This is a genomic window from Betaproteobacteria bacterium (genome assembly GCA_016720925.1).
In the GTDB taxonomy this organism is placed as follows: domain Bacteria; phylum Pseudomonadota; class Gammaproteobacteria; order Burkholderiales; family Usitatibacteraceae; genus UKL13-2.
This window is the reverse complement of record JADKJR010000038.1, coordinates 1-19,845: the sequence shown is the minus strand read 5'-3', so window position 1 is coordinate 19,845 and position 19,845 is coordinate 1. Positions and strand designations below refer to the sequence as shown.

The window sequence follows — 19,845 nt, the reverse complement described above, 5'->3', positions numbered from 1 at the left end:
GTCATTCAAAATGAAAACCATCAAACAAAATCTCTGTGTCAGTCAAACCATCCTCGCCATCGCCGTGCTTGCGGCGATTGGCCAGGCCCGCGCCCAGACGGACGTTGTTAAAGACCTCACCACACCAGACAGTTCAGTCACCATCGGTGTGGGCGGTGTCGACGGCGACGAAAAAGATCGCGCGCAATATGGCATGTTCAACGGCATGCGCAAGGACAGCGGCTACCTGTTGTTCGATCTCGACTACGCCACGCGCGACAACGCCACCGGCACCTGGACCACATTGCAAGGCCGCAATCTCGGCCTGAGCAATCGCGAACTCCGCGGCGGCATGCAAAAGCAAGGCGACTGGAAAGTCTACGGCGAATACAACGAGATCATCCGTTACAGCCCCTTCTCGGTTAACACCGCGATGCAGAATGCCGGCTCGACCAAGCCGATCGTCATCGCGATTCCGGTCGCGGGCACCGGCAATGACCTCGACTTCAAGTTGCAGCGCAAAGCGGCATCGGCCGGCATGGAAAAATGGCTGTCGCCCAACCTGAAATTCGAAGCCACCATCAAGAGCGAAGATAAAGACGGCACCCGCATGTGGGGTCGCGGCTATGACTGCGCCGGGTATGTATGCGGCAGCTCGACTACTACCGCGATCAATCAGGCCAACTTCCTGAAAAATGCCATCCTGATGATTCCGGAGCCGATCAACTCCAATATCAAGCAGTTCGATGCCAAGTTCGTCTTCCATGACGAAAAGATGAATCTGACTGCCGCTTACTACGGCTCGTTCTACACCAACGAAAACGGCAACATCAGCCCGGTCGTGCCAAACAGCCTTTACGGCGGCAACCAGACACTGGTCGCCGCGTTGTATCCGGCCGTGGGTACCAACATCATCGCCGGTGGCGGCACCAGCCTGCAGAACGTGCTGCAATCGCCGATGGCCTTGCAACCCGACAACCAGGCACATCAGTTTTCACTGGCCGGCAATTACGCGTTCTCGCCAAAGGTCAAGGCAACCTTCAAGTACTCCTACACCCACGCCAGCCAGAACAGGGATTTCGCCGGCATGGGACTGAGTGGAAGCGCGCCGGGCGCCGAGAATCTGGGCGGTCGCGTGGATACGGTCGCCGCGCAATTTGGCCTTACGTACAAGCCGATGCGGGATCTGAATCTGCTGGCCAACATCAACTACGCGAGAAAAGAAGACAAGACGCCTAACGCGCTTTATAACGTCGAAGCCAAGGCAGTCTTTCCGGCCACGACACCGACCAGTTACACCAACCTGAATCAGATTGGTGTGCCGGGCGCGGTGTGGAATAACAACCATGTGTCCAATACCAACCTCGTCGGTAAACTGGAAGCCACCTATCGGCTGCCGGAAAATTTCCGGCTGACGGCGGGCGTGGACTACCGGCTGCACGAGCGTCTGGTACCGGAATCGCGTGTCGAAGAAGCACTGGCGGGCTTGGGCCCATTGCGCGAGAAGAACACCGAAACCGGTTATCGCATCGATCTGCGTCGCAACATGTCGGACACTCTCAACGGCAGCATCGGTGTGTCCACCAGCAAGCGCGGCGGCTCGGATTGGACCAATCTCTCTACTCTCAATCCCGGCGCACCGACAACCATCAGCGCGGTCAACACCTACCTGATCAACACTTATTGCGGTGGACGCGAGTGTTATGGACAGGTGCTGCCAGCCGGCGCCATTCTCCAGTTGAGCGCAAACACACCGTTCCCGTCCTCAATGGCGGACGTGCAGCGCGACAAATGGAAAGTGTCCGTCGACTGGACGCCGTTTGAGAAACTCAGCCTGCAACTGACGGCTGAAGATGGCAAGGACAAAAATACCATGCCGGTTGATCCGGCGGCCGGCGGAAAGGGCTGGCGCGACAGTGGTGTCTCGTTCTACGGCGTTGATGTGACCTATGCCTTGTCGGATAGCTGGAGATTGACCGGCTATGTCTCGCAGGGTGAACAAACGAACCATATCAACCACAGCACCGGCTACGTTGGCGACCTGAAAAATCGCAGCGAAGCGCTGGGAATGTCATTGACCGGCCAGGCGAGCAGCAAGTTGCAAGTGGGCGCCAACCTGACCTACATAAATGACATCAACAAGTACGGCTCGGCAGCCGCCACCGGAACCTCCGGCGACCGCCTGACCGGACTGACCGTCACGCAACCAAGCGCGACGAATCTCGCACAGGCGGCGGTCGGCCTGCCGGATGTCACGTTCCGCAAAGCCATCGTGAGCGTCTTTGGTCAGTACACGCTGGACAAGAAATCGGATGTTCGTCTGGATCTGGCGCATCAAAAAGCCAAGTACGACGACTGGGTCTGGGGAACAACCAACAATCCGTTCGTCTTCTCCGACAACACGTCGGTCAAACAGCAGGTCGATCAAACGGTGACCTTCGTGGGTGTGACTTATATCTACAAGTTCCGGTAATAGCACCACTGCCGACGTCTGGCAGTAGCAGGATGAACGGGGGCGATCACATCGCCCCCGTTTTTTTTGTGCGCGGCGTATCAACCACGACATGCACGGCGACCAGGGATTGCGCAGGACTTCATCGCGGCGGCGCACGCAATCATGGCTCTTCAATTCTAGAGCGCGATGATTTGTATGGTGGGCAAAGCGCAGCGTGCCCACCATACGCGGTGAAAGCCGGTTTGAAAAATGTTCCCGTGGATTTGCAGGTTGTCGCCGTAGAAAAGTTTCTTCGTGGCGAAGGCGATTGTGTGGGCAGACGGTAACAATGCCAGACCCTCGCACTGGCGCGGCGTTTCAGGCGATTAAGGCCTGAACGGCGCGCCGGTGCTGGTGTTTGATGTTCGAAATTGCCCACCCTACCGGACTGCGCGGGAATGCCGTCACGCAGGTGTATGCAAAAAACATCTCGGCCGGAACTCCGCAAGCTGTTGATTCCGCGAAGACTATTCTCCGCGCGCCCAAAAAGCGCATGGAAAAAATGTACTTCGTCCTGCCTTGCGGCGCAGACGAAATCGGGGCAAACCGTCCATGAAGTCACCTAAGTCATTGATACCAAATTGAAGTCTCACGAGCGGCCGCACATGGCACGGGGATTGCTCATACATAGCCAAGAGAAAAGAACACAAAGAGGCAAACCAAATGACCGATAAAACCAAAATCCTGATCGTCGACGATGAAGAAATCGTCCGCCTCAGTCATCTGCGCGTGTTATCGGGTGCACACAGCAACGTCGAAGCGGTCACCAATGGCAACGATGCACTGCGGAGGATGGAACAACAACCGTTCGATGTCGTGCTGCTCGATGTACGGATGCCGGGAATGGACGGCATGGCGGTGCTCAAAACCATCAAGCAAAAATGGCCCGACAGCGAAGTCATCATCATCACCGGCTATCCGGCGGTGGACGCGGCCAAGGAAGCGGTCACGCTGGGCGCCTACGACTACCTCGCCAAACCGGTCGGTCCGGACGATGTGATCAACGCCGCCAACGGAGCGATGCTGCATAAACGCTGGGCGCTGCGCTGTGACCGGTCGAATCAGGGTGCCGGGCTTCAATAGGAATCCACGAAAGAATCAATTCAAGAATCAAGTTAAGACTCGTCGCAATCTTGCGCACTGAGCCAGTCAAATGAAGGAGAAACATCATGCGTGCAAATCATAAAGTGCTGGTTGTCGATGACGACCCGGTGGTTGGAAAAAGTTTCAACCGTGTGCTGTCAAACAAAGGTTATGTGGTCATCACCGCGCAAAACGCGCAGGAAGCCCTGACCAAGCTGCAGGAAGGTGGCTACGACGCCGTCTTTACCGATATCCGCATGCCGGGCATGGATGGCCTGGAGCTGGCCGAACGCGTCAAAGCCAGGACCCCCTGGACGCCGGTGGTGATCGTGACCGGTTATGGCACGGCGGCCAATGAAGCCCGCGCCCGGGCGGCGGGGGTGTCGGCTTTCCTGCAAAAACCGTTGTCGCCGGAAATGATTGAAGAAAGTGCGTTGAACGCGATGCGGGCAACGGAACCGGTGGCATTTGAACCGGCCGTCGAACCGGTCGTCGCGGCACCGGCAGAAGCGGTGGAAATCAGGGCGGTGGTCAAGGAAAACCTGTTGAAGAACATCGCCCTGTTCATGCTGGCGCCGTTCATTGGCTTGCTCTATGCGGTGATGCTTCCCTTCGTCGGGATCGGTATTGTGACGAGCATGGCGGTCAAGGCGCTGGTCAAGAAGGTGCCGGCGGCAGGACGTGCGCTCACTTTCCTGAAGAATGTCGGCAAGTTCGTTGCGGCACCGTTCGTCGGGTTGGCCTTTATCATCCTGTTCCCGATCATCGGCGCGGCCATGCTGGCCTGGTTTGCGGTCAAGGGACTGATGATGAAAGTGCGGGCGGTATGAGGTAGATCAACACCGTGCGGAAAAACAGGTAGAGAATCACAAAAGCCGCGCTACCTGTAATCGCCAGAATGAGGTGAACAACATCGGGGAAGGCTGCCTTCCCCGATTGTTTTTTTGACCCGCATGTCCGCAAACAAAGGGAATCCACAATGAAAAGTGCCTGCAACACAGGCCAGGTGGCACTCTTGCCACGCACAAGGCAACTGATTCTCGCCGGGTTGGCCAGCCTGGCTATTTTCGTTTTGGGCGCCCCCGCGCCCGCCAGCGCAGGAGATTTGTCGAAAGAAAGCGAGTCGTGCCTGAAATGTCACGACAAAGTTGGCCTCGAAAAAAAGCTCGAGAGCGGCGAGACACTTTCCTTGCAGATCTCCACCAAGGCTTATGGCGAGTCGATGCACAACGAGACCAACTGCGAGGACTGCCACACCGACATCGACGCCAAGACCCACGGCAAGGAAAAGACCGTTACCAAGAGCAAGCGCGAATTCGCCACGTCCATGCGCGAATCCTGCCGCGACTGCCACAAGCAGAAATTCAAGGAGTATGACGACAGCGTCCACGCGGCACTCATAAAAGGCGGCAACAAGAAAGCGCCGATGTGCGCGGACTGCCACAATCCGCATACGGTTCGTTCCTGGAAAATACCCGCGCCGATCGCGGACACACCCTGCGCCAATTGTCACGGCGATATATTCAAAGCCTACTCAAAGGATGTGCACGGTCTCGAGCGTGTTGCCAAGGGCAAGGCCGCGCCCCTGTGCGCCGACTGCCACAAGGCCCATAACGTGAAGGCGGCATCGCTTGGTGCGGGTATCAAGGATGCGTGTCTTACATGCCACAAAAATGCGGTCAAGGAGCATCAGGACTGGCTGCCGAAATCAGAACTGCACTTTGAGTCCATCTCGTGCCCGGTCTGCCATGCGCCGGATGCGCAACGGCGCGTGAACCTGAGACTCTATGATGGCGAGGGTGCGAAGCATCATCAATTGTCCGAGAAATCCGGCGTACCGCTGTTTGAAAAACGGACCCACGCCGCCGACGCAAAAAATGCCGGGCTGGATGAGCGGGCGCTGTGGAGCCTCCTAAAGGAATTCAACCAGGATGGCGGTGAAGGAAAGACCGTCTTGCGTGGCCGGCTTGAAGTAAAAAGCGGCGTGGAAGCGCATCAGCTGAGCGAAAAATCCAAAGCGATCAAGGACTGCAAATTCTGTCATCAGGCGGGCGCTGAACCATTCCAAAGCGTTACCCTGACGATAGCCGGACCGGATGGCAGGCCGTTGCGACACGGTGTCCAGAAGGAAGTCCTGAATTCGCTGCTATCCGTTGAGTCAATCCGCGGGTTTTATGTCATCGGCAGCACCCGCATCAAGCTGCTGGATACGTTGTTGATCATGGTGTTGCTGGGTAGCATCGCCGGGCCACTCGCGCACATGACGGTCAAGCGCTTGTTCAAAGGATTTCGCGAAAGACGTGCCGCCGAGATAAACGCTGCCGTATCAGCTGCCACCGGCCAGCATCCGGTCCAGCCACTCCCCGGCGATCATTCCGATCGTGACGGTAAACCCGAATAGCAGGAGAAAGTCATGCAAAAAATTTATATCCATCCGCTTGCCGTCAGGGTCTGGCACTGGATCAATGCGATCGGTTTTCTGGTATTGATTGCCACCGGTGTACAGATCCGGTATGTCGGCCAGATCGATTTCATGTCGTTCAAGACTGCTGTCGTCGTTCACAGCTGGTGCGGCTTCTTCCTGACCGCGAACTTTTTTGTGTGGCTGACTTTTTATCTGTTCTCGGACAAGATCAAGGTCTATCACCCCGAACTTAGCCCGACCAAGTATTTTCGCGCGACATTCCGGCAAATGCAGTTTTATGGTTACGGCATCTTCAGGGGCGACCCCAACCCACACCACGTCAGCGTGTATCGCAAATTCAATCCCCTGCAAAGCAATATGTACCAAATCATCATGATGGTGCTCGTGCCGGTACAGTTTTTCACCGGCGTGCTGCTCTGGGATGTCGCGCGCTTTACATCCATGGTGGAAATGTTCGGCGGGTTGCGTGTCGTGGATACGGTGCACATGCTGATATTCATCTTTTTCAGCGGATTCATCATCGTGCATATCTACCTGGCCAGCCTTGGCCACACGCCGACCGCCCATTTCAAGGCAATGATTACGGGGTATGAGGAAGTGGAAGACAAGCATGAAGCCGACCACACTTGACACGGTGGCTTCGCTGGGGTGACGGTGCTACTTCTTGCGGCGCATCGCGAGTTTCGCGCTGTCGCGCTCGTTCAGGAAGACTCTGCCTCACCCGAATCGTATTCCGTATCGCGGACCCGGATGTTGTACTTCTTCATGAGCGCCTGAAAATTCGCGCGCTGCATGCCGGTTTCTTCCGCGCTGCGGGTCACGTTTGACGCATTCCGTTTCAGCGTCTCCTGAATGAACAACTTCTCGACCTCTTCCACCGATTTTTCCCGGGCGATTTTCTTGATTCGCTTGAGGTCCTCGCTGGTTCTCGGCACTTCCAGATCCAGACGTGGCGACGTATCGATTATGTTTGCCAAATGGGCTTGGCGGATGACATTGTCTGACGTCAGGATCACGGCCCGCTGAATGGTGTTTTCAAGTTCCCGCACGTTACCCGGCCAGTCGTAATTTGTGAGCAGGCTCATGGCTCCTTCGGAAATTTCCGCCATCGGTTTTTCGAGCTCGGCGCAAAACAGCTTGAGGAAGTGAAACGCCAGCGCAGGAATATCGTCGCGACGCTCCCTCAGGGCGGGCGAATGGATGGGGAAGACATTGATGCGGTAATAGAGATCTTCGCGGAACGTGCCGTCAGCGACGAGCGCCTTGAGATCCTTGTTGGTCGCGGCGACCAGTCTCACATTGGTTTTTTGGACAGTGGTACTTCCCACCGCCCGGAATTCCCGTTCCTGGATCACGCGCAGCAACTTCGCCTGCGTGGATAGCGGAATATTGCCGAATTCATCGAGGAAAAGGGTGCCGTTATTGGCGATCTCGAACATGCCACGCTTGTTGGCGACCGCACCGGTAAATGAACCCTTGGTGTGACCGAACAATTCACTTTCCAGCAGATTTTCACTGAGCGTGTTGCAGTCGACCGTGACAAATGGCTGATCCTTTCGCAGGCTGTTGTAATGGATCGCCCGCGCAATCATTTCCTTGCCGGTGCCGCTCTCGCCCGTGATCAGCACCGTGGTGTTGGTCGGCGCGCACTTTGCGATCAGGCCAAAGACGTTCTGCATCGGCGGACTGGAGCCGATGATGTTCTCGAATCGATACTTGGAACTGACTTCGCTTTTGAGGCTGCGATTTTCCTTCAGCAAGCGCTGCCGCTCCAGCGCCCGATCCACCACGTGCTTGAGCTGATCGGGATCAAAAGGCTTGGACAAGTAATCAAACGCGCCGAGCTTCATCGCCTTCACGGCTGTTTGCACCTGCGATAGCCCGGTCATCATGATGACATCGGTGTCCGGATGCCTCTCCTTCACATGTTGCAAGACCTCAAGTCCATCGATCTTGGGCATCATGATATCGAGAACAATAACGTCGTAATGGGTGTCGTCGACCTTTCTCAGCGCCTCCCAGCCGTCCTCGACGGAATCGACGATATGGCTGTCATCGGCGAGGATGCGCACGCAACTCCGGATGACTATTTCCTCGTCGTCAACGATCAGAATCCTGGCGCTCATTCGGCACTTTCACTTGCGTTGTGTTCGGTTTCATTAAAGGGTGATGTTATCGGAAGCAGGATGCGAAAAGTGGTCCCCACACCCAGCGTGCTTTCGACCGTGATCCTGCCGCCATGGGCTTTGACGATGCCATAGCTGACGGATAAGCCCAGCCCTGTCCCCTTGCCCACTTCCTTCGATGTAAAGAACGGGTCAAAAATCCGTTGCAAGTTGGCCTCAGGAATTCCGCAGCCATTGTCGGTGATGGCAATTTCCGCGATCGGCACTGTATTGACGCCAGGTTTTGGCGGCGGGTTGGTAATGTAGTGACTCTCAACCCTGACGGTTCCGGTGCCCTCGATGGCTTGCTGTGCGTTGACCAGAATGTTCAATACCACTTGCTTGATGAGGTCGGCGTCACCCCAAACTTGCGGCAGGCCGGGATCGAGGGCCATCGTGATCTGGATATTCTGCAATGATGCGGGTCGATCGACAAAACGTACCGTATCCTCGATCAGTTGATTGAGGCTGAAATGTCCTTTTACGGGCACTTTTTCCCGCGCGAAATCGAGAAGCCGCCTGATGATGCTTGCGCAACGCTTGGTCTCGCGAATGACCAGGTCCAGATCCTCCGCATCCTGACTGCCGTCCGCCATCTTCTTGCGTAACAGTGACGTAAATGTCAGCACACCGGTCAGCGGATTGTTCAATTCATGGGCAATCCCGGAAGCCAGCATTCCGACGGAGGCCAGCTTTTCTCCCTGCGCAACTTCGGCCTCGGCGATCAGAAGCTCCTGCGTTCGTTCTTCCACTTTCGACTCCAGCGTTTGTATCAACTCCTGCAGCTCCGCGTGCGATTTCTTCAGCGCCGTGGTCATTTGATTCATTGAACTCGCGACCCGACCGAATTCATCATTGCTGCGCTTGGGAATCGTGTGGTCGAGGTCGCCGAGCGCGATCCTTCCAGCGCCGGATTCGAGGTCATTCAGCGGACGATAAATCAGGCGCTGAAGCAGGGCGCCGACGCTGGCCGCGACCAGCAGGATGATTCCAAGCGTAATGCCGGCAAGAACCAGGCCGTGCTTCTCCAATGACCGGTCAATTTCATCGAGGGAATAGGCGATCTCGACAATGCCAAGTACGGATTGGCTGGCCGAATGTTCATGACAGGATGCGGATGAACATGTCGGCTCATTTCGTATAACTGCCATCGTGTCAAGCGACCGGTGCCCTTCCCTGGCCTTGCTTAATCGCCAACGCTTGTCATCGGGTACATGCGCCAGTGGTTTGCTGGTCTGATGGCACTGAACGCAAGGCATTGCCTGCTGATCGACCGAAAACCCGATCTCCGCGGACCGGTTGGAATGGATGATGGTGCCGTCCTTGTTCATCACCCGGAGACGCTCGATGCCCCGCTGTTTGCCGATATCCTGAATGATTTTGTCAGCGATGTCGCGCTTGTTCAACAGCATCGTATGACGGGTACTTCTAACCACCACTTCAGCGATTTGGGTGACGTGCGCGGCAATCTCATCCTGCAGGTGCTCCTGCTGGTGCTTGACGATGAGAAAAGGGAACAGAACCATCGCAGGTGACAGCGCGATAGCCAGATACAGGCCGACTTTTAGTCTAAGATTTTGTTGGAACATTTACCAGGTCGATCCGCATATACGGAACTGATTCTGCTTCGGCGCCTGTGAGTACATCATCCGCAAATCAACGCCATGAATATCAATCCATGGCATTGCTCCCCCGGCGAATCATGCAGCGATCTTTCGCCGGAGGAATTCTCTTTCTTCACGCGCGCAGACAGCCCGCGTGCTTCTGCTGCCTCTATGCCGAAAGCTTTACCCCAGACTTCCGATGAACCCGTTTGCGATCAGCACCAGCAAGGTCAATCCGAAGGCAATCAGCGTAAAGCCAAGTATCTTCGAGCCCAATTTCATCGGTTTCGACGGCTCATCCACCAGATATTTGTGCAGCTCACCGCTCTCAACCAACCGCTTGTAGTGCAGCGTGTGATCGCGGGCGAAGTGCTCCAGCGTCATGGCGCCGGTAAACATGATCGTGTCCAGCGGGAATTTCTCTGGGCGGAAGTGATTGTTGAAGAAGTGGACAGTAAACAGGAATACCGCCGCCAGGAACGCTTCCTCGCCGTGCGTAATAACCGCCACGTTAAACACCCAGCCCGGCAGGAACGAAGCAGTCTGGTTGGGGAACCACATGATCATGCCGCTGAAGCCCACGATCGCGACCCCCCAGAATGGTGCCCAGTAGTCGAACTTTTCCCAGTAGGTCCAGCGATCGAACACCGGGCGCGGCGCCAGGCCAAAGAACCATTTGAACATGGCAATCACGTCGAAAAGATCCTGCGGGCCGGGTACGAGCGAATCCGGCCCGAATATCTTGAACGTACGCCAGCTTCTGGCGAGGCGAATCACGATGTAAATCAGGTGTATGACAAATATGCCGGCAAATATCACTGCGTTGACGCGGTGAATAATAGCCGCGACCTTTGGCCCGCCAAGCATCTGCATGACCACCGGTGCCCACGAACTGCCGGCGTACATCAGTGTCATGCCGGTCAAGGTCAGGATCATCAGGCTTACCGCAAACAGCAGGTGCCCCAATCTCCACCAGGGTCCGAAACGCTGGAACTGTTTCCCCGCCGGAATATTCAGCATGTCGACCTGCACGTGCGGACGGGTCTTGCCTTGTTTGCGATCCTGGATTTCGCGATACAACCAGAGGATCACATGTACCCAGAAGAACGCAAACGTGCCAAGCAGCAGCCCGATCATGCCATGCGTGGTGAGCCAGATTTGCGGATAGCGCTTGAAATCGTGGGCGTTGCCATGCGGCTCATAGGTGACAAAGCCCGCCGTCGCGTCCTTGTGGCACTTCTGGCAGGTCTTCAGGCGATTGTCCGGATGGACTTTTGATTTCGGATCTTTCGGCGAACGCAGATCATGACTGCCGTGACAGCTGAAACACATCGCGGCATTGGTGTATCCGAGCGTCGTGATCTGCCCGTGATACGTGTCACGATAGGATTTGGCATTTTCCTTGTGGCAATTGCTGCACGCGGCGACCATGCCTTGTTTGGCTGCGTCTTTGGAGGTCTGATCAACGCCCATGCACATTGTGGCAATCGGTGCAGATCGCGGCCTTGGGGTCCTTCTTGTCGACGACCGCTTTGCCATGAATTGACCTGGAGTATTCCTCCAGGTGCTCTTCGTGGCAGGTGCCGCATGCGGCTGGCACCGCCAGGCGCCATGCGGCATGTTCCGGCGTTCCGATCTTGTGGGGGATGATTGCGTGCGAGTCGTGGCAGCCTGAACACGTCGCGTTGGTCTGCGTCGGGTCATCCTTGCTCGCCTTCGCATGAATCGAAAGTTTCTGTGCGTCGATCTGCGATGCCACGCGGCCAAGGCCGGGCTGCTCCGCGGTCTTGTTTTCCTTCTTGACCGTTTCCCAGAGCGCCTGATGGCACTGGAGGCAATCGGCTTTGGCGACTGTGCCTTTCGCATGCGGGCTGACGTTGTCGGTGATGTCCTTGTGACAATCGACGCATTGCATTTTCGCATGCACGCTCTTTGCCATCTTGTCATTGCTTACACTGTGCAGCGCGCGTTTCTTGCCCTTCGCGTCGGTGGTCGAGACATCGCTCTTGCTGCCGTCATGGCAGGTTTGGCAGGTCGCGTTGTCCAGCTTGGTGGCGCCCGCAGGCGCCGCCAGCGGGGTCACGACCGGTGCCGCGGCGGCAGGCGCCAGCATATTCCAGGCCAGGCAGGCGAATACGGCGATCAACCAGCGAGCAGAGTGTTTGGCAGACATTTTGTATTTTTCCCTTTGCAGTTCACGCGCGCTATTCGCGACAAGCCCTTAAAAAGCGGATTCAGGCGGCAATAAATAGCAAGTCAGGTCGACTGCAGCTTTTAACGCGCCGTGTGCAATGATGCCGATCAAATTAAGATCGCTCTTGATGTGGATCAAACGAAGTTTTATTGTATTTTGTATTGTTATAGTGCAACCCCTGCTGTAGCCGCCGATGCCGACGCCGCACAAGCCCTGGCCAAGAAGAGTGGCTGCATGAAATGCCACGCGATTGACAAGGCAAAAAAAGGGCCCTCTTATCAAAAAGTCCGCGTCGAAGTGGAAAGGCAAGACCGACGCTGAAGCCAAGCTGATCGACAACATCACCAAGGCACCCAAGGTGAAGTTTGAGGACGGCACGGAAGAAGAGCACAAAAGTTTGATCTGTATCAACCCCGTGCGCGGCAATGATCTAACCTGCAAATTCAAAAGGGGCTTGGCTCAAGCCGCGTTCAAGCCGTGAAAAGGGGACTTGTGGAAGTATTCAAGGCGGATGTAGCAATTATTGGAGCAGGCGGAGCGGGATTGCGCGCGGCCATTGCGGTTGCCGAATCCGACCCGAACTTGAAGATTGCGCTCATCTCCAGGTCTATCCGATGCGCAGCCACACGGTGGCGGCGGAAGGCGGTTCGGCCGGTGTGGTGCAGGCGCATGACAGCCTGGAACATCATTTTCACGATACCGTCGCCGGTGGCGACTGGCTGTGCGAACAGGATGTCGTCGATTATTTTGTTGCGAATTGCGCCGAGGAAATGGTGCAGCTTGAGCATTGGGGCTGCCCGTGGAGCCGCAAACCCGATGGTCACATCAACGTGCGCGCCTTCGGCGGCATGAAGATCGAGCGCACCTGGTTTGCCGCGGACAAGTCCGGCTTCCACATGCTGCACACGCTGTTCCAGACCTCGATCAAGTACCCGTCGATCAAGCGTTTCGACGAACATTTCTGCGTCGAACTGCTGGTGGAGGATGGCCGCGTACAGGGCGTGCTGGCGATCGAGATTGCGTCCGGCGAATTCACCCTGATCGAAGCCAAGTCGGTGATCATCGCCACCGGCGGCGCCGGCCGCGTGTTCCGCGAGAACACCAACGGCGGCATCGTCACCGGCGACGGCATGGCGCTGGCCTATCGCCACGGCGTGCCGCTGCGCGACATGGAATTCGTGCAATACCACCCGACCTGCATGCCGGGCACCGGCCTGCTGTTCACCGAGGCCTGCCGCGGCGAAGGCGGATTCCTGGTCAACAAGGACGGCTATCGCTATCTGCAGGACTATGGCCTCGGGCCCGGCGATGCCGAAGCCGGTCAACAAGGCGATGGAACTCGGTCCGCGCGATCGCCTGAGCCAGGCGTTCTGGTACGAGCAGCAGAAGGGCCGCACCATCGAGGGCATTCACGGCTCGGTGGTGCATCTGGATCTGCGCCACCTCGGCGAAAAATACCTGCGTGAGCGCCTGCCGCAGATTTACGAACTGGCCGAGGAGTTCCTCGGCGTTGATCCGGCACAGACGCCGATTCCGGTCCGTCCCGCGGTGCACTACACGATGGGCGGCATCACGGTCGACGGCAATTGCGCCGCGCCGCTGCCCGGCCTCTATGCTGCCGGCGAGTGTTCCAGCGTCGGCATCCATGGCGCCAACCGGCTGGGCTCGAATTCGCTGGCCGAGCTGTGCGTGTTCGGCAAGGTGGCCGGCGAGCAAGCGGCAAAATTCGCCAAATCCGTGGCGCCCGGCAACACGCCACGCTGCGGAAACAGGCAGACATCGCGCAGCAACGCGCGCTCAACGTGGTGAAGGCTGAAGGCAAGGCAAGGCACCGAACGCGCATTTCGTTGCGGCGCGAAATGGCGGAAACCATGGAGCGCGGCTGCGGCATCTATCGCATGGGTGATGAAATGCAGCGGACCTGCGACAAGCTGGCGAATTGCGCGAGCGATTCAAGAATGTCAAGGTGGAAGACAAGTCTAGCGTGTTTAATACCGAGTGGCTGCTGGCGATTGAACTCGGCTACCAGCTCGAAGTCGCGCAGGCCATGGCGGTTTCGGCGCTGCATCGCAAGGAATCGCGCGGGCGCACACCAGCGCCTGGATGGCTATACGGAGCGCGACGACGTCAATTACCTCAAGCACTCGCTGGCGACGTATGCCCGGCCAGGACACGCCGGTGATTAGTTACGGCGAGGTGAAGATCACCCATTCCCAGCCTGCGGTTCGCGCCTACGGGCGCCGGCGGGCGAAAAGCCGAAGCGGCAGCAGAGGCGAAAGGCATGAATGCCGTGACCAGGAACATCAGCATTGAAGTCCTGCGCTACCGGCCGGAGAAGGACAAGGAGCCCGTCCATCAGGACTTCATCGTGCCGTTTACCGACGACATGTCGGTGCTGCAAGGCCTGCAGTACATCAAGGATGAACTCGATGGCTCGCTGTCCTTTCGCTGGTCCTGTCGCATGGCCATCTGCGGCAGTTGCGGCATGATGATCGGCGGCGTGCCAAAACTGAGCTGCCAGACCTTTCCTGCGCGATCTTTACCCGAACACCGTGCGCGTCGAAGCGCTGGCGCATTTTCCGATCGAGCGCGATCTGGTCATCGTCCTGGATGACTTCATCCAGAAGCTGGAAAGCATCAAGCCCTACATCATCCCGGAAAAGCCACGCGCGCTGGCCGAGGGCGAATACCTGCAGACGCCCGCGGAGCTGGACGTTTGAGCAATTCAGTTCCTGCATCAATTGCATGCTGTGCTACGCCGCCTGCCCGCAGTACGGCCTCAATTCGAAATTCATCGGTCCCGGCGCGATGGCGCTGCTGCATCGCTACAACCTCGATTCGCGCGACAGCGGCAAGGAACAGCGGATGCCGCTGGTGCATGCCGAGGAGGGCGTGTTCAACTGCACCGCGGTCGGCTACTGCTCCGAGGTGTGTCCGAAGAACGTCGATCCGGCCAATGCCGTCAACATCAACAAGACCGAGAGCGCCAAGGATTATTTCCTGCGCTTCGTCGCACCGAAAGGGACCGGAAAATGAGCGCGCGGCGACCCTACCTGAGGCCGATGGGCGGCTGGTGGCGAAAGAACCCCTTCTTTGTCGAGTACATGGTGCATGAGGGCACGGCATTTTTTGTCGCCGCCTACGCGCTCATCCTGCTGCAGGGCGTGATTGCGCTGGCCGAGGCGAGGCGGCATGGAACAGGTGGCTGGGGTTCCTGACGAGCCCGCTTTCCATTGTGCTGCACGTGGTGCTGCTGGCTGGATTCCTGTATCACACCTGGACCTGGTTCAACATCATGCCGCGCACGCTGCCGCCGATGCTGATCGGTGGCGAACGCGTGAAGGCGACCACCATCACCCGTACCGGCCTTGCCGCACCGTTGCGCGAGCCTGCTGTTTTTGCTAGTTGCCGCGAGGTTGGCATCATGAAACGCTCGAATGCTCCCATCTTCTGGGCCCTGTTTGGCGCGGGCGGATGCTGTCCGCACTGATCGGCGCCGTGCTGGTGTTTATTACCGGCATTGCCGCGCCTAGGGGACTTTCTTGTCGCGCGACATGTTGAGCTATTCGCAGGTGCTGGCGTTCTCGCAGAACTGGGCCGGCAAAGGCTTCCTGTTCGTGATCATTTCGCTGTTCCTGTGGCACAGCGTGCACCGGATTTTCCACACCCTGCACGATATCGGCATCCACGCCGGCCTCGGCGCCAAACTGATTTGCTACGGCGGCGCGCTGGTCGGAACGCTGGCGACAGGCTACGCCCTGCTTCGCCTCGGCTGGTAGTCAACACCTCAGGATTAGAGGCGGATCATTCTGAGCCGCCGTGTCCGGGGATTAAACCCCAGCACTGGCGGGACTTTTCGGCCGAAAATGCCTGAAACGCCCCGCCAGATGGCGATCTACGGAAGTTTGGGGCGGGTCTCAAACCGTGATGACTACCTTCTGATACAACCCGCCAAACGAGGTTTCCTTCCGGAGCTGCTCGGGGCGAATTGTGTCCGGCAACCACGTTGTCAGGTCGTGATTCCACAGGTCCAGCGCGAACGGCTCCAGCACGTGCAACACCGGCTGGAACAGATACCGCAGCGGATGAAAGCGTTTCGGCTAGTGATATTTGTCGACGATGACAATCCTGCCGCCAGGCCGCGTGACCCGCACCGCCTCGCTTAGTGTCCGCCTGCGCACTGCTTCGGGCTGCTCGTGCAACAGGAAAAACAGGATGGTCTGATCGTAGGTCGCATCGGCGAATCGGAGATCGGCAGAATCGCACAACACCGGCGTGACGCGCGCGTCTTGCGCGAGTTTTTTGCGCAGGTTGTCGAGCTGGATTGGCAGCACGTCCACCACGTCCAGCGTAGCGCCTCGCGCGAGCCGTCCCATCACGCCGCGAGGAAAATCGCCATACACGCAAGCAATCTGCAGGGGTGGCGTCCTCGAATGTGTTGGCTAAGTTCATCCAGCGTGGCGTCGCGCAACCGAGGGGAGAGATTCCTCGCAGGATCGTGCATTCACCAACCATTGCCGTTCGAAAATCTTCACCGTCTTCGCGGACACGTAGGCCCACCGATAGGTCTTCTCTAGATGCGCGGGACGCGCGGGGGGCGGTAAATCGAAGCTGACCTTGACTGCCCCAACACTCATATTTTTCTTGGCTTCTGCCTGTTGTTGCGCCAACCAATGAACGCCTGCACGCGTTGCTTCCGGTAACGTCAGCTGCAGTGTTCTCATGACGCCCTATCCTTACATTGTACCGTGCGACGCCTCGCGCGTGCCAGGAATCTTACTTGGTCGCGCATGCCTCTCCGCGTGTCAGGCAGTTTGAGGGACAACAAACGCACCACTTTTTCCACAGAGTGCAATCATCAATTGGCACCTATTTTCTTGATGACCCCAAGTTGTGACTCCATTGCGGATCGCTTGCGATGCATCAAAGAGCGACAGTGCAATGCTCGTCCAGCTAACCAGCAGGCAGTTTTGTGATGGATCAAATACCAGTGCAAAACTTTTCACAAAATATTCAAATCGTCGGCGCCGGTCAAAAAGTCAGGCCTAAGAAAATGAGAATTGGCCTATAAAAATTTGGACCTGTTTGTGCATTTCAACCAAGCGTCTTATAAGAGTAAGGCAATGAATATGGAGAAGCGCAATTGAAGCAGTTTGTTGGGCGCCGCGCTGGCGCTGGCGGGACTGGCATCGAGTGCCGGCACCACCGTTGGATCGGCGCATGATTTCCCGGTGGCCGCGTGGTCCGGCGGGCAAATTTGCGTTGTCTCGCCACGCGCCGCACTAATACGGGCCGATCGCGGACGCGCCGCTACGGAACCACGCGAACTTTGTCGCGACTTACACCGTATATACATCGTCAACCACGAACTCCAGATTGCCCAGATGGATCGAAGATCGAAACTTTGCCTTCCTGCCCCGTGGATGGCACGGTTGCGGTGGAATAGTTTCGGCGGTGGCAACAGGAACGACGCTTCTCACCGGCGGATAATCTCGGTATCAACCTCACAAACGACCATCTGATCGGGTTTACGTGGCGACGCCGCATTGGCGACGGCTGACGGCGCTGAATGCGATTACGATGCCAGTGGTGACAATTGGGTCCGGCACAGACCCGCGTTGGCAGATTGCCAGCAATATGTCGCACGGTGGAAAAATGGAGTGCGCGCATCCTGCCACGACGTATAACACGTTTCGGCGGCCGCGGCTGGAAAGCTTGTCAAAGCTCCCTGATGGCATCGAGCTCGGTATGCAAACCTGCCAGCGCCAATTAGCTTGTTGGTAAGGTTCCAAACGTTGAACAGTGCGTTGCGTGTTCAGTGGGTTTGCGGCGCACCCTGCAGTGGCCAGCAGTCTTGTAATGACCTCCGTTGCTGGTTTCCCTCGTTGGTGATCTCCCTTGCCATCGTGGGATCATGCAAAAGAGTTTTTTTTGATGGTAGCCGACTTGCCTGTCATCGGGCATGGACGACCGCATGTAGAAGATTTATTAATCATGCGGGCGCCTTGATGGCGTCCTGGGAGCTTACGGCGTAACAGGTATCGTTTTCCACACTTTCACAGGAATCGATACTCGTGACCTTTGAGTTCGCCTACCGCCGTGGCAGGCCATATCTTTCGCTAAAATTTGATCATTGCCAGGCTGGCGGTCGCGCGGGCGCGCCGCCGCAGAGAAAAACCGGCAGGACCTCAACGGTGACTTTCACCCGCCTCCGCCTAATCCACTTCGCGTTTCCAGCATCTGGTGACCTTACCGGCGAACGTGGATTGCCGCCAAACGCAGTGAATCCGCGCAATTTGTCGCCGCCGGCGAGGAAAAAGGCCAGAGTCTGGCGCAGATTTACGGTGTCGCGCACTTTCGAAGGCCGGCTCTACGCCGTGGACAGCAAGAGGGCGGGGCCGCCATTTTCGACCTCGCCGGGCAACAGTTCAGCATGTTCACCGGTCCGGCGGCGGAAAAATGAAGCCGCTGATCAACGTAACCATTGATACCGACTGCACCAACACGTCACCGACACCGGCAAGAACCAGGTACTCATTTACGATCGTGACAACCGGTACAAGGGCGCCCATGGCGAGTAGGACCAATTCCGGGCCGACCGATTACCGTCATCGCCGGCGAGGCTCACGCCGTCGACATCCTTCACCACCAAGTGCATGTGCTGAACAAGCACACCGGCAAATTACGTCAAGTTCGGCAAACCGGGCTCGAAGGAAGGTGAACTGTTCCCCCCACCGGTCGCCACTCGATCGGTGATGTCTGTCGTGGAAACCAGCAATTTCGCGTACAGCGCTTCACCGCCGGACGGCAAATCGGTGTGTCGTCTATGTCGAAGCGGGTGGACACGCCGAAGTTCGCGCGGCCAGAGGGCACCGCCAGCGAGGCCGCCACCGGTCGTCTGTCTGTGGTGGGAGTGGCGGAATTCCCAGAACATGTCAGGCCTTTGAAGCCGATGGCCGCCCGATGATGGAACATTCGGACAACCCGATAAGGGCGAAGGGCCTCAGCCCGCCGGCAGGGATCAAGATCCACTTCACGACAACGTGGCACCTGTTCAAACGCTACGCCGATCCAAAATTCAATATCGAGATTATCGCCATAGTCGTTGCCAGCCGTGTTGCTCCCAACAAGATCTGATGCGGGTTCGGTTACGCGTGCCTGGCTGGAAAAAAAAACACACCACAGCGATACCGCGCCCTGGTTAGACCGTGGGGCGCGGGACGAAGGATGGCGCCTTTGCCGTTGCCGCCAAGCGCCGGCGAAGCGCTTCGGCAATATCGCGCGCCGGCCCAGGTGTTTCCGGACGCGCATTGCGGTCTGAAATCGCGCCTCAAGATGTTACGCGCCCGCCATGGCGGGCTTTCGCCCCGATTTGCGGTCGCCGGGGCCGTGTCACGCACAGGAAACCACGTCGTCCTGGTTCACCGGCTTCAAAGACATATTATTTTTCCACCAGCTACAGATAATTGATGTGAATTCACCACACGCGAGCCCAGTTTCGGAGGGCATCTGCATCCTACGTGCAACGACAGATGCGGAACCGAGCCTCTGCTCTGAAGCGTTCCCGATGGTTTGGCGCAGCTTTATGTTTACCATCCCCAAACTCTTGCCACCGACATCGTGGGCGGCACTTGGTGTTTTTCTAATTGGGCAAAAGAGGGCAGACGGATGGGATGTGGTGAACCGATCGAACAAGGCGCTTGGCAATTCCCCCACTGCCCGCCTCGCTGTCGCTGACGGGCCCGGGCCCGGCACCCTGTTCTATGATCATCCCAACCCGACCCAGCTGGCTGAGTCCCTGCCAAGTTTTCACACAGCAATCCGACAATACGGTCGATCGTTCTCCCTGCTGGCGCTGTTGACGCTGCTGCTGGTCTACTTCGAGGGGCGAACCGGACGCA

The 19,845-nt window shown here is 57.4% G+C and carries 11 protein-coding genes and 7 pseudogenes; 13 read left to right on the top strand and 5 right to left on the bottom strand.

Going from position 1 to position 19,845, the window contains the following annotated elements; translation table 11 throughout:
* Nucleotides 1-10: 10 nt before the first annotated feature.
* From IPP88_24530 to IPP88_24505, 6 genes are all read left to right on the top strand, one after another.
* Complete coding sequence (locus IPP88_24530) at nucleotides 11-2,452, top strand: MtrB/PioB family outer membrane beta-barrel protein (protein MBL0125686.1); 2,442 nt, start codon at nucleotides 11-13, stop codon at nucleotides 2,450-2,452.
* A gap of 382 nt (nucleotides 2,453-2,834) precedes the next feature.
* Nucleotides 2,835-3,029, top strand: a complete 195-nt coding sequence (locus IPP88_24525) for a hypothetical protein (protein MBL0125685.1) — start codon at nucleotides 2,835-2,837, stop codon at nucleotides 3,027-3,029.
* A 107-nt stretch (nucleotides 3,030-3,136) separates the two neighbouring features.
* Nucleotides 3,137-3,556: a response regulator gene (locus IPP88_24520; GenBank protein MBL0125684.1), complete on the top strand. Its 420-nt coding sequence runs from the start codon at nucleotides 3,137-3,139 to the stop codon at nucleotides 3,554-3,556.
* An 86-nt stretch (nucleotides 3,557-3,642) separates the two neighbouring features.
* Complete coding sequence (locus IPP88_24515) at nucleotides 3,643-4,386, top strand: response regulator (protein MBL0125683.1); 744 nt, start codon at nucleotides 3,643-3,645, stop codon at nucleotides 4,384-4,386.
* Nucleotides 4,387-4,535: 149 nt separating this feature from the next.
* Nucleotides 4,536-5,957 (top strand): hypothetical protein, encoded by a 1,422-nt coding sequence (locus tag IPP88_24510; GenBank protein ID MBL0125682.1) that lies wholly within the window; start codon nucleotides 4,536-4,538, stop codon nucleotides 5,955-5,957.
* Between the two features lie 12 nt (nucleotides 5,958-5,969).
* Nucleotides 5,970-6,611: a cytochrome b/b6 domain-containing protein gene (locus IPP88_24505; protein ID MBL0125681.1), complete on the top strand. Its 642-nt coding sequence runs from the start codon at nucleotides 5,970-5,972 to the stop codon at nucleotides 6,609-6,611.
* Between the two features lie 71 nt (nucleotides 6,612-6,682).
* Here the strand turns inward: IPP88_24505 and IPP88_24500 are convergent, their stop codons facing one another.
* The 3 genes and pseudogenes from IPP88_24500 to IPP88_24490 form a co-directional block, all read right to left on the bottom strand.
* Nucleotides 6,683-8,107 (bottom strand): sigma-54-dependent Fis family transcriptional regulator, encoded by a 1,425-nt coding sequence (locus IPP88_24500; GenBank protein MBL0125680.1) that lies wholly within the window; start codon nucleotides 8,105-8,107, stop codon nucleotides 6,683-6,685.
* Nucleotides 8,104-9,735, bottom strand: a complete 1,632-nt coding sequence (locus IPP88_24495; protein MBL0125679.1) for a HAMP domain-containing protein — start codon at nucleotides 9,733-9,735, stop codon at nucleotides 8,104-8,106. Before IPP88_24495 ends, IPP88_24500 begins: the two co-directional genes overlap by 4 nt.
* A 198-nt stretch (nucleotides 9,736-9,933) precedes the next feature.
* A pseudogene (locus IPP88_24490) lies at nucleotides 9,934-11,923 on the bottom strand (cytochrome b/b6 domain-containing protein).
* A gap of 150 nt (nucleotides 11,924-12,073) precedes the next feature.
* On the opposite strand from IPP88_24490, the pseudogene IPP88_24485 reads away from it, so the two are divergent.
* The 5 pseudogenes from IPP88_24485 to frdD all read left to right on the top strand — a co-directional run bounded on the left by IPP88_24485 (nucleotide 12,074) and on the right by frdD (nucleotide 15,723).
* Nucleotides 12,074-12,344: pseudogene (locus IPP88_24485) on the top strand (c-type cytochrome).
* 92 nt (nucleotides 12,345-12,436) lie between these two features.
* Nucleotides 12,437-14,257 (top strand): annotated as a pseudogene (frdA, locus tag IPP88_24480) (fumarate reductase (quinol) flavoprotein subunit).
* A pseudogene (locus tag IPP88_24475) lies at nucleotides 14,226-14,980 on the top strand (succinate dehydrogenase/fumarate reductase iron-sulfur subunit). The pseudogenes frdA and IPP88_24475 overlap by 32 nt, the downstream one beginning before the upstream one ends.
* A pseudogene (locus tag IPP88_24470) lies at nucleotides 14,977-15,320 on the top strand (fumarate reductase subunit C). Before IPP88_24475 ends, IPP88_24470 begins: the two co-directional pseudogenes overlap by 4 nt.
* Nucleotides 15,321-15,368: 48 nt before the next feature.
* Nucleotides 15,369-15,723: pseudogene (gene frdD, locus IPP88_24465) on the top strand (fumarate reductase subunit FrdD).
* A gap of 321 nt (nucleotides 15,724-16,044) precedes the next feature.
* Here frdD and IPP88_24460 read toward each other — a convergent pair.
* Together IPP88_24460 and IPP88_24455 are read right to left on the bottom strand one after the other, a co-directional pair.
* Nucleotides 16,045-16,362 (bottom strand): annotated as a pseudogene (locus tag IPP88_24460) (class I SAM-dependent methyltransferase).
* Between the two features lie 30 nt (nucleotides 16,363-16,392).
* On the bottom strand, nucleotides 16,393-16,668 hold the full coding sequence (locus IPP88_24455; protein ID MBL0125678.1) for a hypothetical protein: 276 nt from the start codon (nucleotides 16,666-16,668) through the stop codon (nucleotides 16,393-16,395).
* Between the two features lie 2,239 nt (nucleotides 16,669-18,907).
* On the opposite strand from IPP88_24455, the gene IPP88_24450 reads away from it, so the two are divergent.
* A complete protein-coding gene (locus IPP88_24450) occupies nucleotides 18,908-19,081 on the top strand; it encodes a hypothetical protein (GenBank protein MBL0125677.1) in 174 nt (57 codons plus the stop codon).
* Nucleotides 19,082-19,622: 541 nt separating this feature from the next.
* Nucleotides 19,623-19,845: hypothetical protein (locus tag IPP88_24445; protein MBL0125676.1), on the top strand; the 223-nt coding region annotated here is incomplete at its 3' end.